General features: G+C 59.9%; 11 protein-coding genes. 5 read left to right on the forward strand and 6 right to left on the reverse strand.

Going from position 1 to position 13,049, the window contains the following annotated elements:
- Positions 1-181: 181 nt before the first annotated feature.
- On the reverse strand, positions 182-970 hold the full coding sequence (locus ASC90_RS26880; RefSeq protein WP_056547626.1) for an SDR family oxidoreductase: 789 nt from the start codon (positions 968-970) through the stop codon (positions 182-184).
- A gap of 254 nt (positions 971-1,224) precedes the next feature.
- On the opposite strand from ASC90_RS26880, the gene ASC90_RS26885 reads away from it, so the two are divergent.
- Both ASC90_RS26885 and ASC90_RS26890 read left to right on the forward strand, forming a co-directional pair.
- Positions 1,225-2,889 carry an electron transfer flavoprotein-ubiquinone oxidoreductase gene (locus ASC90_RS26885; protein WP_056547628.1) on the forward strand — a complete coding sequence of 555 codons (1,665 nt, stop codon included), beginning with the start codon at positions 1,225-1,227 and terminating at the stop codon, positions 2,887-2,889.
- Between the two features lie 17 nt (positions 2,890-2,906).
- Positions 2,907-3,527, forward strand: coding sequence for a GNAT family N-acetyltransferase (locus tag ASC90_RS26890; protein ID WP_244480463.1), 621 nt, complete (start codon positions 2,907-2,909; stop codon positions 3,525-3,527).
- Here ASC90_RS26890 and mgtE read toward each other — a convergent pair.
- Both mgtE and ASC90_RS26900 read right to left on the reverse strand, forming a co-directional pair.
- Positions 3,482-4,858, reverse strand: a complete 1,377-nt coding sequence (mgtE, locus tag ASC90_RS26895; RefSeq protein WP_056547630.1) for a magnesium transporter — start codon at positions 4,856-4,858, stop codon at positions 3,482-3,484. The two genes, ASC90_RS26890 and mgtE, sit on opposite strands and share 46 nt — an antisense overlap.
- A gap of 314 nt (positions 4,859-5,172) precedes the next feature.
- A complete protein-coding gene (locus tag ASC90_RS26900; protein ID WP_056547634.1) occupies positions 5,173-6,186 on the reverse strand; it encodes a zinc-binding alcohol dehydrogenase family protein in 1,014 nt (337 codons plus the stop codon).
- 103 nt (positions 6,187-6,289) lie between these two features.
- On the opposite strand from ASC90_RS26900, the gene ASC90_RS26905 reads away from it, so the two are divergent.
- Complete coding sequence (locus tag ASC90_RS26905; RefSeq protein ID WP_056547637.1) at positions 6,290-6,691, forward strand: helix-turn-helix domain-containing protein; 402 nt, start codon at positions 6,290-6,292, stop codon at positions 6,689-6,691.
- Here the strand turns inward: ASC90_RS26905 and ASC90_RS26910 are convergent.
- Complete coding sequence (locus tag ASC90_RS26910; protein WP_056547641.1) at positions 6,665-7,885, reverse strand: MFS transporter; 1,221 nt, start codon at positions 7,883-7,885, stop codon at positions 6,665-6,667. The two genes, ASC90_RS26905 and ASC90_RS26910, sit on opposite strands and share 27 nt — an antisense overlap.
- A gap of 319 nt (positions 7,886-8,204) precedes the next feature.
- Here ASC90_RS26910 and ASC90_RS26915 point away from each other — a divergent pair, with 319 nt between their 5' ends.
- Positions 8,205-9,149 (forward strand): diacylglycerol kinase family protein, encoded by a 945-nt coding sequence (locus tag ASC90_RS26915; RefSeq protein ID WP_056547643.1) that lies wholly within the window; start codon positions 8,205-8,207, stop codon positions 9,147-9,149.
- Here the strand turns inward: ASC90_RS26915 and ASC90_RS26920 are convergent.
- Positions 9,146-10,498 (reverse strand): glutamine synthetase family protein, encoded by a 1,353-nt coding sequence (locus ASC90_RS26920; protein WP_056548004.1) that lies wholly within the window; start codon positions 10,496-10,498, stop codon positions 9,146-9,148. The two genes, ASC90_RS26915 and ASC90_RS26920, sit on opposite strands and share 4 nt — an antisense overlap.
- 83 nt (positions 10,499-10,581) lie before the next feature.
- On the opposite strand from ASC90_RS26920, the gene ASC90_RS26925 reads away from it, so the two are divergent.
- A complete protein-coding gene (locus ASC90_RS26925) occupies positions 10,582-11,949 on the forward strand; it encodes an aspartate aminotransferase family protein (protein WP_056547645.1) in 1,368 nt (455 codons plus the stop codon).
- 38 nt (positions 11,950-11,987) lie between these two features.
- On the opposite strand, the gene ASC90_RS26930 is transcribed toward ASC90_RS26925, so the two are convergent.
- Positions 11,988-13,004: a glycosyltransferase family 2 protein gene (locus tag ASC90_RS26930; RefSeq protein WP_056547648.1), complete on the reverse strand. Its 1,017-nt coding sequence runs from the start codon at positions 13,002-13,004 to the stop codon at positions 11,988-11,990.
- Positions 13,005-13,049: the final 45 nt, after the last annotated feature.

The raw sequence follows: 13,049 nt of genomic DNA on the forward strand, positions 1-13,049 counted from the left end.
CAGCCTCATTGAACCTCGCGTATTGCGGCGCAAAAAAGACACAATTTCGCGACGGGCATCACTAAGTGGTTAGTATAGCTTAAATTTTTGTAATAAAAGATATTAGGAATAAATAATACAACTAGTACGAAGACTACGCTACTCGCGGGCGCCGGACCCGGCGACCAATTCTCGTTGCCGATCAGACGGATCGTGCCGCGCCACCGTCGCAGCGAACGAGGCTGCCGGTGATGTAACTTGCCTGCTGGCTGCACAGAAAGGCGGCAGTCGCTGCAAATTCCTCCACGGTTCCATAGCGGCCAACGGGAATGAGCGCTTCCTTGCTGGCGCGGATTTCATCCATACTTTTGCCGGTTCTCTTCGCAGCCGCCCCATCGAGATCATCAACTCGGCCGGTCAGAATGCTGCCAGGGAGTAACAGATTTGTGGTGATTCCATAGCGGCCGATCTCCGTCGCCAGTGTCTTGCTCCAGCCGGCCAGGGCAGGGCGCAGCGTGTTGGAAAGAGCAAGGTTGCCGATCGGCTCGATGACGCCCGACGAGGCAACGGTCAGTATTCGGCCCCAACCTTGTGTTTTCATTGCCGGCAGGAGGGTGTTGGTGAGGGTGATGACACGAAGCACCATGGAGAAAAAGTAGATCTCCAGTTTCTCCGGTGTCATATCCGCCGTCGTCCCCGGCGTCGGTCCGCCGGTGTTGTTGACGAGGATGTCGACGCCCCCAAGCTTGTCGTTGGTGGATATCGCAACGCTGTCTACAAAATTGTCGTCCGACAGATCGGCCCAGATCCAATCCGCCTTGCCCTTGCCTTCGGCGTTGATCGCCTTGCAATTTGCTTCCAGCGTTTCGCCGCTGCGTCCGCACAGCAGAACATTTGCGCCTTCGCGTGCCAGCGCCACAGCAATCCCGTGGCCAAGCCCTCGTGACGAAGCGAGAACCAGCGCACGCTTCCCCTTGATGCCGAAATCCATTGTCCAGTCTCCCGTTTTCCTAGCCAACCTATAGGGCTTGGAATCATCGAAAGTGAAGGGTGGACGCCGAGAATTTTCGTCAATTTATTGACGTTAACGTAAGCGTTATATAATTCTCTTGGCAGGAGGAGTGCTGGTGCGCGAAATGGGGGATTGGCTGTCGTTTCCCGGCTCGACAATGCTTCCCGGTTTTGACAAGAGATACCTCATCAAGGGGAATATGGCTGCAATGCCGGCCGAGCGGAGATGAATGCATGACCGAGACGAGTGAACTGCCCGAACGCGAAAGCATGGAATTCGACGTCGTGATTGTGGGCGGCGGTCCGGCCGGTCTTTCGGCTGCCATTCGGTTGAAGCAAGTCAATCCGGAACTCTCGGTCGTCGTGCTGGAGAAGGGTGCTGAAGTCGGTGCGCATATCCTGTCGGGCGCCGTTGTCGATCCGATCGGTATCGACCGGCTGTTGCCCGGTTGGCGCGACGAGGCGGATCATCCCTTCAAGACCGCGGTGACGGCCGATCACTTTATCGTTCTCGGTCCCGCTGGTTCGCTACGCCTGCCGAACATCATGATGCCGCCTCTGATGAGCAACCACGGCAATTACATCGTCTCGCTCGGAAACGTCTGTCGCTGGCTCGCAACCCATGCCGAGGCACTGGGCGTCGAGATCTATCCGGGCTTTGCTGCAACCGAGGTGCTCTACAACGATGCCGGTGCCGTCATCGGCGTGGCGACCGGCGACATGGGCGTTGAAAAGAACGGCGAACCGGGACCAAACTATACCCGCGGCATGGAACTACTCGGCAAGTACGTCCTCATCGGGGAAGGTGTGCGAGGCTCGCTCGCCAAGCAGCTCATCGCCAGGTTCGATCTCTCGAAGGATCGCGAACCGCAAAAGTTCGGCATCGGCATAAAGGAACTCTGGCAGGTCAAGCCGGAGAACCATCGCCAGGGTCTGGTGCAGCACTCCTTCGGTTGGCCGCTAGGTATGAAGACCGGTGGCGGTTCCTTTCTCTACCACCTTGAGGACAACCTCGTCGCCGTCGGCTTCGTCGTCCACCTCAACTACAAGAACCCCTACCTGTACCCGTTCGAGGAGTTCCAGCGCTTCAAGACGCATCCAGCGATCCGCACCACTTTCGAGGGCGGCAAGCGGCTGTCCTACGGCGCCCGTGCGATTACCGAGGGCGGGTATCAGTCGGTGCCGAAGCTGACCTTTCCGGGCGGGGCGCTGATCGGCTGTTCGGCCGGCTTCGTCAACGTGCCGCGCATCAAGGGCAGCCACAACGCGGTACTTTCGGGCATGATGGCGGCGGACCGGATCGCTGCGGCCATTGCTGACGGTCGTGCCAATGACGAAGTCATCGAGATCGAAAACGAGTGGCGCGCCAGCGACATCGGCAAGGACCTGAATAAGGTCCGAAACGTCAAGCCGCTATGGTCGAAGTTCGGCACTGCGATCGGTGTGGCACTCGGCGGTCTCGACATGTGGACGAACCAGCTCTTCGGCTTGTCGGCGTTCGGTACGCTGAAACACGGCAAGACGGACGCGGCTTCGCTCGAGCCGGCGTCAAAACACGCCAAAATCAACTATCCGAAGCCGGATGGCGTGTTAACCTTCGACCGCCTTTCCTCGGTGTTCCTGTCGAACACCAACCACGAGGAGAACGAGCCGGTGCATCTCCAGGTCAAGGACATGGCGCTGCAGAAGTCGTCCGAGCACGACATCTATGCCGGTCCCTCGACCCGCTACTGTCCCGCCGGCGTCTACGAATGGGTCGAGAAGGACGGCGAGGAAACCTACGTCATCAACGCCCAGAACTGCGTCCACTGCAAGACCTGCGACATCAAGGACCCCAACCAGAACATCAACTGGGTGCCGCCCCAAGGCGGCGAGGGTCCGGTCTATCCGAATATGTAATTGTTCGGAGCACTGGAATGACCGGGATATCGGCCGAGAACGTCATGATTAGGCCAGGCTGCACCGGTGATCTGCCGCTACTGGCTGATATCGAGATCGATGCCTTCGCAACACTTGCGGATGCATTGGGAGTCGCGCGCGATGCCCATCCACTATCCCTCGAAGTTCTGGGTCGGTCGCTTCAGGAAAGCCTTCTTTTCATCGCCGTCGACGATGCTGACCGACCGATCGGATTTCTCGCGGGCGCCGAGATCGAACGCACGCTCTATGTCATTGAGCTCGATGTGGTCACCGAGTGGCAGAGACAGGGGCTCGGGAGGCGCTTGATGGCCAAAGCGATAGAGACGGCACGCGCCCGGAAGCTTGCCGGAGTGACGTTGACGACGGATCGCGATGTGACGTTCAACGCACCCTTCTATCATTCGCTCGGCTTTGAACTGCTTGCCTTCGAAAGCATGCCTGCATTCATGCAGAAGAAACTCGATGAGGAAATCGTCAACGGCATGGATCCGGAGCGACGGGTGGCAATGGCCCTATGGCTCGATCGGTCCAGCCGGCATGAAGACGGAGCCCGAAGGCCCCGTCAACCTGGTCAAAGCAATGTCCCGCTAAGGATCAGCAGGGCCACCGAGAAGTAGATCACCAACCCGGTCACATCGACGAGCGTTGCAACAAAGGGTGCCGAAGCACTTGCCGGGTCGAGCCGCAGCCTTTGCAGGAGGAACGGCAGCATCGAGCCGGCGAGCGAACCGAAGGTGACGATGCCGATCAGCGCGGCGAAGATCGTCCATCCGACCAAGATCCAGTGCTCGCCGTAGTCGTAGAGCCCTATGTTCTGCCAGAGTATGATGCGGGCGAAGCCGACTGCCCCAAGGATCGCGCCGAGCACGATGCCGGTTGGCAGTTCGCGCAGCAGAACACGCCACCAGTCAGACAGTTTCAGTTCGCCCAGCGCCAATGCACGGATGATCAGCGATGTTGCCTGCGATCCGGAATTACCGCCCGAGCTCATGATCAGCGGGACGAACAGCGTGAGCACGATTGCCTTCTCGATTTCGCCTTCGAAATGCTGCATGGCGCTTGCCGTCAGCATTTCCCCCAGGAAGAGGGCGCACAGCCAGCCCGCACGCTTGCGCAGCATGCCGGCAAAGCCGATCGCCATGTAAGGCTTGCCGAGCGCCTCCATGCCGCCGAACTTCTGCGCGTCTTCAGTCTGGTCGGCAATCATCGTGTCGATCACGTCGTCGACGGTGACGATTCCCAGCATGTGCTCGTTCTCGCCGACCACCGGCAACGCCAGCAGATCGTGCTTGCGGATCAGCCTTGCAACATCCTCCTGGCTCATCAGCGGATCGGCGCGCACGATGCCGCCGTTCTGGGCGACACTGGATACCTTTTCATGCGGCTCCCCGGTGATGAGACGGCGCAGCGTGACGACGCTTGTCAGGGCATGAGTCGCCGGGTCGAGAATGTAGATGGCGTAGATGGTCTCGCGGGAGCGCTCCACCTTGCGCACATGCTCCAGCGTCTGCTCCACCGTCCAGGTGGCGGGAACACTAACGAACTCCGTCGTCATGATGCTGCCGGCCGTGCGTGGCGGATAGCCCATAAGGTGCTGGACTGCGAGGCAGGTCGCTCCGTCCAGTTTCGAGAAAAGGTGCGCGCGTGCGCCTTCGCTCATCTCTTGGAAGAGGTCGGCGACGCGGTCGTTTGCCGTTGCATTCAGAAGCCGGGCAACCTGCTCGCTCGGCATTTCGGTCAGCATGGCTGCCGCATTGTGCAACTCCGGGCGCCCCAATATGCAGACGGCCTTCTGCTGCGGCAGCGTGGCGAGAATTGCCGCCGCTTCTGGGATTTCGAGTGCGTTCAGACGCTCGACGCGCTCAGCCGTGGTGATTGCACCGAGGCTGTCGCTGGTAAAGAAACGGGCGGCATGGCCTGCCCGCAGGGGGAAGCGATTGATGTTCATATGGCTCGCCTTTCCGTCGATCCGCCGTAGCGTCCAACGGGCGAGCCCGACAGAGATCGGTCAGCGCACGAGGGCCGCGTACGGCAAAGGCAATCGACTGCTACTGTCGCTTGGCATCGTGATGATGGCTCCGTTGATGTCCGCGAAAAACAGATGTCTTCCGCGTATTGCTGTAGGTGGTATGAAACATTGAAAAAGTCAAGCGCCCTACAGGCTTACGGCAGAATGCCGCACCTCCCGGCGCGGCATTCTGGCTGCTGTCGTCCGACGGCGCTCTCAGCGCGGTGGCAGGAACGAAGCTTATTGGGCGACCGTCAGAAACCCGCGAGGACGACCTTGCCCTTCATCTTGCCGGTTTCGACCATGGCGTGCGCTTTCCTAAGGTTGGCGGCATTGATGGTGCCGACAGTCTCGTTGAGCGTCGTGCGAATTTTTCCGGCATCGACAAGCGCCGACACTTTGTCGAGTAGCTTGTGCTGCTCGATCATGTCGGGCGTGCCGAACAGTGGTCGCGTGAACATCAGCTCCCAATGAATGGAGACGGACTTGCGCTTGAACGGGACCACATCGAGCGTTTTCGGATCGTCAATCAGGGCGAACCGGCCTTGCGGCGCGATGATTTCGGCGATGTCCGTGATGTGGCTGCCGGTGTTTGTCGTTGAAAAGATGAAGGCCGGCGCGCCGAGGCCGAGCGCGGCAATTTGTGGCGCAATCAACTGGCCGTGATCGACGACGTGGTGCGCGCCGAGTTGCTTGACCCACTCCTGCGTTTCCGGGCGCGAGGCCGTTGCGATGATCGTCAGATCCGTCAGCGTGCGGGCGATCTGGATGGCGATCGAGCCAACCCCGCCGGCGCCACCGATGATGAGGATGGCTGGTCCTGCGCCGGAAACCGGATCCTGTACCTTCAGCCGATCGAACAGCGTCTCGTAGGCGGTAATCGATGTAAGCGGCAGGGCTGCGGCTGCCGCAAAATCGAGGCTCTTCGGCTTATGGCCGACAATACGTTCGTCGACGAGATGAAACTCCGCATTGGAGCCGGGTCGATTGATCGCACCTGCGTAAAACACTTCATCGCCAACCCTGAAGAGCGTCACGTCGGGACCGACCGCTTTGACAACACCTGCGGCATCCCAGCCCAGTACCTTGAGTTCGTCCACGGCTGGCGCGACGCCGGCCCGCACTTTCACGTCGACCGGGTTGACGGATACCGCCTTGATCTCGACAAGCAGGTCGTGGCCCTTGGCTAGCGGGATCGGCAGATCGACATCGATCAATGAGGTTTCGGCGGAAATGGGCTGCGGGACTTTATATGCGACGGCGCGCATGGTGGACTCCTGTGTTTGTTGCACGGAGGCTAGATGCGTCCTATGTTCAGAAAACGCAAGAATGCACAAATTCTGTACGTAGTACCAAAAAGGATACTGTCAAATGTCGTTGTCCCGGGCCAAGCTCACACAGAATTTCCCCGGTTGCCCCGTCGAGGCGACGCTGGGCTTCCTGGATGGAAAGTGGAAGGGCGTGATCCTTTTCCACCTTATGGGCGGAACACTGCGCTTCAATGAATTGCGGCGAAAGCTGCCTGCGGTCACTCAGCGGATGCTGACGAAGCAATTGCGGGAACTTGAGCAGTCGGGGCTTGTCTCACGCACGGTGTTTCCCGTCGTCCCGCCAAGGGTCGACTATGCCTTGACGCCGCTTGGCGAGACGTTGAGGCCCGTCATCGTTGCGCTTGCCGCGTGGGGCGAGGAGAACATCTTTTGCCTTCCGGAAGGTCGACGCTTGCGCGCCGTTTCGGCCGACGCGTCATGCGCGCCGACTGCCGCGCTCTAGGTGTAGAGACCAGGCAAACACGAAAATTCCGAAGAACGACAGGATTGCTCCAACATAGCCCGTGGCGGCGAAACCGTATCCGCCAGCAATCACAAGGCCGCCGAGCCAGGCGCCAAGCGCATTGGCGACGTTGAACGCCGAGTGATGGGACGCGGCCGCCAGCGTCTGCGCGTCCGCAGCAACATCCATCAGCCGGGTCTGTATTGCCGGGCCTGCTGCAAAACCGCATCCAATGCAGAAAACGCAAAATCCCAGCATGAACGGATTGGAAGCGGTAAGCGAAAACAGCGTGAGCACGACGATGTTGAAGACCAGGCAACCGCCGATCGTTCCCATGAGCGACTTGTCGGCAAACCAGGAGCCGACGACGTTGCCCACGTTCATCCCGATCCCGAAGACGACCAGCATCACGGCTACCATGCTCTCGGGTAGCATTGCGACCTGCGTGGTGGTTGGCGCAATGTAGCTGAACATCGCGAACATCCCGCCGAAACCGACCGATGCCGTCGCCAGCGTCAGAAGGACCTGCGGACGCTTGAACGCGCCAAGTTCGCGCTTGAAGCTTGCACCTTTGGCAACGCGGTCGCGCGGCACGTAGACCCAGATCAGGGCAACGGTCATCAGGCCGATGATGCCGACCACGGTAAAGGCAAGGCGCCAATTGAGGGATTGGCCGAAAACAGTGGCGAGGGGTGTGCCAAGCAGGGTAGCGACGGTCAATCCGAGCATGACACGGCCGACCGCGCGTGCCCGTTTGTGGACGGGAACCATGGAGGCGGCCACGATCGCGGCAACGCCGAAGTAGGCGCCGTGCGGCAGGCCGGTGATGAAGCGCATGGCCGTGAAGCTCTCGAAGGTCGGTGCCATCGCGCTCAGAATGTTGCCGATGGCGAAAACGCCCATTACCAGCAGCAGCAGAGATCGCCGCTCCATCCTGGCGGCCAAAACGGCAATGATCGGCGCGCCGATGACAACGCCAAGTGCGTAGGCGCTGATGACGTAGCCTGCCTGCGGCGTCGTGACCGAGAACGTATCGGCGACATCCGGCAAAAGCCCCATGATGGCGAATTCGCCGGTGCCAATGCCGAAGCCGCCGCAGGCGAGCGCAAGCTGCACCAAGGCGATTGCCATGGGCGAAGGAGCCTCGGTCGCGTTTCCTATGTCAACGGAATCGTTTACGGCGATTTGGCTCAAGATAGCGCTCCTGGCATCAAGCTCTGTGGCGGCGGAACGATGGCGCGGGCGCTGCCGTAACGGATAAGCCGGATATGAAAGGGGATGGAGGTCTGCTCCAATGAGCATACATTTATTGACGATTTGCGGACAGGCGTCGAGTGCGTTTTCTGCAGTGCAGCATCCGCGCGGATGCATACGTCCCATGCGAAATTTGCACCTCAGAAGGCACCCATTTCCGTGCGCCCCGTCGCCCCTAGCTTGAAATCGTGCGCCGGGAAACCATCTCTAAGCGGCGTGCGACAGCCAGAGCGCAGGTCAAGGGGATAGCGAGAACTAGATGAAACTTATGGGCTTTTTCAATCGCGATGGTGGGACTTTCAGGACCACAGACATGGATGCCTATGAGAAACGAGCAGAAGCGGTTTTCAGGGAAGCGGGGCACGACTTCGATGCGATCGTTTTTTCCGGCAAGGAGATCGTCCCGGCCATGGAGCGTGCGGCGCGTCGAGATGACATCGACGGCATCGTCGCCGGCGGTGGCGATGGGACCATCTCGGCGGCAGCATCCATAGCGTGGAAAAATGGTGTCGCGCTCGGTGTCGTCCCTGCAGGCACCATGAACCTTTTTGCCCGCTCCTTGCGCGTTCCTCTCGATATCTGGCAGGCACTGGATGTGCTGGCTTTTGGCGAGGTCGATCAGGTCGATATCGCCAGCGCCAACGACAGACCATTCGTTCATCAATTCTCGGCGGGGTTGCATGCGCGCATGGTGCGCTACCGCAATTCGTACAGCTATCGCTCGCGCTTTGGAAAAATGCGGGCGAGCGCGCGCGCCGCGTTCGGCGTGGTGTTGAACCCTCCCGAATTCGAAATCGAGTTCGAAGCGGCGGGCATGCGCGAGCGTCGCAGGGTTTCGGCTGTGTCTGTCTCCAACAATCCGTTCGGCGAGAACGCGCTGCTCTACGCCGATAATCTCAATTCCGGCGAACTGGGTTTCTACACAGCAAATCCCCTCAAGCCACTCGGTGTGGCCCGTCTCGCGGTCGACATGCTCCGCGGCAAAGTGCGTGAAAACGTTGACGTGATGGTGATGCACCCGGCCGAGGTCCATCTCCATTTTCCGAAACTTCGGGCCAAGGCAAACTGCGTCATCGACGGCGAATTGCTGCCGCTCGCGCGTGATGTCACCCTCAAGCTCCATCCGGGAGAGTTGAGGGTGCTGGTGAAGGAGGGCCTTGCGGCGCAGGTAGCCCAGTCGGAACGGCGTGAACCTGCGAGTTAGATGCGCGGCAGGTAGGTTCGATAGTCGAAGTCCGAGACGGTGCGCAGAAAAGTGATAGCCTCCTTGCGCTTCGTGTCCCCGTAAAGTTGCTGGTATCTTTTGCCGAATACGTCTGCGATGAACGGTGAGATGCGGAATGCGTCGGCAGCGGTCAGAAAATCATGACTCAACTGTGGGGTGTGTCGTGGCGCATGCGAGGGCGTGGTTTCCTCGCCAGGGTCGAGTTCCTCATCAAGGCCGAGCAGCATCCCGCCGAGGATTGCCGTCAGCAGGAGATAGGGGTTTGCATCGGCGCCCGCAACGCGATGCTCCACACGGGCAGCAGGGCCGTTTAAATCGGGGATGCGGATTGCCGTGCCGCGGTGGCCGTACCCCCAGGTCAGATCGACAGGAGCGAAAGAACCCGGCTGGAAACGGCGGTAGGAATTCGCAAAGGGCGCGAACACCAACTGTGCTTCGCGCATGGTTCCAAGCATGCCGGCGCATACGGATTTCAGCTTCTTCGGTTCGCCGCCCTGCGCGTCGAGAACATTGCGGCCTTGCCTGTCGATGACGCTGACGTGGACGTGGAGGCCGGATCCCGCATGGTCGGAATACGGCTTGGCCATGCAGGTGGACTTCAGGCCGTGCTTTCGCGCGGCCTGCTCGGCAACTCGTTTCAGATAGATGCAGTCGTCTGCCGCAGCGAGCGCGTCGGGACGATGCAGCAGATTGATTTCGAACTGCCCCGGTCCGAACTCTGCCGTCGTGGCATCCGCCGGCAATCCCTGCGCCTTGGCATAGCTGCGCACGGTCTGCAGGTAATCGTCGAGCGCATCGACCGCGCTCATGTCATAGAGCTGGAAGCCGTTCGGATCACCCTGGTAGGTCAGGTTCCGGGGCGGGGACGGGCGGCCGGTTTCCCGCCAATCCTGCTCAACGACATAGAACTCGAGTTCGGTCGCAACGACCGGGGTCAATCCGCGTTCGTCGAAGCGTTTCAGCATTGATGCGAGGATGGCGCGCGGATCCATGAAGCTCGGCGTTCCATCGAACTCGTGCATCGTCGCCAGGACCTGCATCGAGCCATCAGGGGCCCAAGGCATGGGCGCCAGGCTGCGTTTGTCAGGAATACAGTTGCCATCGGGATCGCCGACCGAGAGCGACAAACCGGTGATGTCGTCGTTGTCGTCGCCCCAGATGTCGAGCGATTGGGTCGAGGAGGGGAGCCGGATTTCGCCCGCCCAGACCTTCTTCTGTGCCTCAAGCGGAATCTGCTTTCCTCGCAAATCCCCGTTCATGCCGACAAGCAGGATTTCGATGCGCGGATCTCCGCCGGCAGCTTGGTCGTGCAACGTGTCGGTCGCCATGATCTTGAAAATCCCCTCGCACAAGGCCAAGGTCGTAGCCCATTGGGAAGAGGCTTTCAATCGCCGAAGGTGTTTTGCAAATCATGTCCGATACTTACGCACGCTCCAACCTCGCCGCTATCGATGCCGCTCATCACTTGCATCCGTTTTCGGACATGAAGAAACTGAATGCCGATGGCACTCGTGTCATCCAGCGCGGCGAGGGCGTTCACATCTGGGACAATCATGGCAGGAAATACTTAGACGGCTTCGCGGGGCTATGGTGCGTCAACGTCGGCTACGGGCGCAGGGAGATCACCGATGCCGTCGCTCGGCAGATGAACGAGCTTCCCTACTACAACACCTTCTTCGGCACCACGAGCACGCCGACGACGCTGCTCGCCGAGAAGGTCACATCCCACGCAGGTCCGCGCTTTAACCACGTCTTCTTCACGGGCTCCGGTTCAGAGGCGAACGATACATGGTTACGCATGGCGTGTGTCTATTGGAGCGCGGTTGGTAAGCCATCGAAGAAGATCGTGATTGCCCGAAAGAATGGGTATCACGGCTCGACGGTTGCCGGCGCCAGCCTCGGCGGCATGAGATACATGCATGAGCAGGGCGACTTGCCGATCCCGGGGATCGTCCATATTGGCCAACCCTATTGGTACGGCGAGGGCGGCGAACTCTCACAGGCTGAATTCGGTCTGAACGTCGCACGTGAACTTGAGGCGATGATCGACGAACTCGGCGAGGACAACGTTGCGGCTTTCGTCGCCGAACCCGTGCAGGGCGCTGGCGGCGTCATCATCCCACCAGAAACCTATTGGCCGGAAATCGTTCGGATCTGCAAGGCACGCAACATTCTTCTCGTGACCGACGAAGTCATCTGCGGCTTCGGTCGGCTGGGCGAGTGGTTCGGCCATCAATACTTCGGGGTGGAGCCCGACCTCGCCCCGATCGCCAAGGGGCTCTCCTCAGGCTACCTGCCGATCGGCGGCGTGCTTGTCAGTGACAGGATTGCCGACGTTCTGATCAATGACGTCGGGGATTTCAATCACGGCTTTACCTATTCCGGCCATCCGGTCTGTGCGGCGGCGGCGTTGGAGAATTTGCGCATTATCGAGAACGAAAAACTCGTGGAACGCGTTCGCGACGATATCGGTCCGTACTTTGCAAAGGCGTGGCGCGCGCTTGGCGATCACGATCTGGTTGGCGAAGCCGTCAGTATCGGGCTGATGGGGGCTCTGCAGCTAACGACCGACAAGAAAGCCCGCACTCGTTTCGAAAAGCCCGATGCGGTCGGATCTCTGGTTCGCAATCATGCACTCGCGAACGGGCTCGTGCTGCGAGCAACCGGAGACCGCATGCTGGCCTCGCCGCCGCTTGTCATCCGTCACCACGAAGTCGACGAGATGGCTCGGATCACCAAGATTGCTCTGGATGCCGCGTGGGCGGAGTTGAAAAGTTAGATCCTTGGGCTATGGCGTAGCCAACGGTGCCCACTGGGTCAGCCCTTCTCAGTTGCCTCAAAGACCTGCCGGACGATGTAATTCGGGGAAGTGTCGTCACGGTAGTAGGTGCGGGCGATCATCTCGGCAAGAATGCCGGTTGTAATCAGCTGGACCGAGGAAAGCAGAAAGACGATGCCGACCATCAGCATCGGGCGGGTTCCGATGTCGTTGCCCATGATGAACTTGTCGAAGAACAGGTAGATCAGGATCAGTACGGAAATGGCGCCGAGCCCGAGCCCGAGCGATCCGAAAAAGTGCCCCGGGCGCGCCTTGTAGCGCATGAAAAACATGACGGAAAGCAGGTCTAGGATCACGCGAAACGTGCGGGAGATGCCGTATTTCGACTGGCCGTGCTGGCGCGCGTGGTGGGTCACGATCATCTCGCCGATGCGCGAGCTCGGCACCACACCGGCCACCCAGGCCGGAATGAAGCGATGCATCTCGCCCATCAACTTGACCTGTTTGATGATGGATGCGCGATAGATCTTCAGGCTGCAACCGTAGTCGTGCAGCTTCACGCCGGTGATACGGCCGATCAGATAGTTGGCGCACCAGGAGGGGATCTTGCGGAGGAGCAGGCCGTCCTGCCGGTTCCTGCGCCAGCCGACCAGGAGATCGAGCTCCCGCCGCTCAAGCTCGGCCACCATCGACGGAATGTCCTTCGGATCGTTTTGCAGATCGCCGTCCATTGTGGCGATCAGTCGGCCGGTGGCCGTATCGATCCCGGCCTGCATGGCGGCAGTCTGTCCGAAATTCCGTTGTAGCGCGACGATCTTAAGTGCCAGCCCGGCGCGGTCGACATGCAGGCGTGCGTTTGCAAGCGTAGCATCCATACTGCCGTCGTCGACGAGGATCAATTCCCAGCTATCGCGATACGCCGTCATCGCCGAACAGATCCGGTCGATAAGGGGGCCGACACTTTCCTCTTCGTTGAAAACGGGAACAACCAAAGACAACTCGACCGGACCTACCGCTTCCGTGGCGCCCTGAAGTGACTCTACCGTTGTCTGCAAGTGTGATTTCTCCTAAAAGGCCGAACGGCCACACGCGCGCCCGGT

It is taken from the genome of Rhizobium sp. Root1220 (assembly GCF_001426265.1).
Classification (GTDB): domain Bacteria; phylum Pseudomonadota; class Alphaproteobacteria; order Rhizobiales; family Rhizobiaceae; genus Rhizobium.

Coding starts and splice junctions, on each gene's coding strand:
- ASC90_RS26915 (WP_056547643.1), top strand. CDS start 8,205: ATGAAACTTATGGGCTTTTTCAATCGCGATGGTGGGACTTTCAGGACC.
- ASC90_RS26885 (WP_056547628.1), top strand. CDS start 1,225: ATGACCGAGACGAGTGAACTGCCCGAACGCGAAAGCATGGAATTCGAC.
- ASC90_RS26905 (WP_056547637.1), top strand. CDS start 6,290: ATGTCGTTGTCCCGGGCCAAGCTCACACAGAATTTCCCCGGTTGCCCC.
- ASC90_RS26920 (WP_056548004.1), bottom strand. CDS start 10,498: ATGGCGACCGACACGTTGCACGACCAAGCTGCCGGCGGAGATCCGCGC.
- mgtE (WP_056547630.1), bottom strand. CDS start 4,858: ATGAACATCAATCGCTTCCCCCTGCGGGCAGGCCATGCCGCCCGTTTC.
- ASC90_RS26880 (WP_056547626.1), bottom strand. CDS start 970: ATGGATTTCGGCATCAAGGGGAAGCGTGCGCTGGTTCTCGCTTCGTCA.
- ASC90_RS26890 (WP_244480463.1), top strand. CDS start 2,907: ATGACCGGGATATCGGCCGAGAACGTCATGATTAGGCCAGGCTGCACC.
- ASC90_RS26925 (WP_056547645.1), top strand. CDS start 10,582: ATGTCCGATACTTACGCACGCTCCAACCTCGCCGCTATCGATGCCGCT.
- ASC90_RS26900 (WP_056547634.1), bottom strand. CDS start 6,186: ATGCGCGCCGTCGCATATAAAGTCCCGCAGCCCATTTCCGCCGAAACC.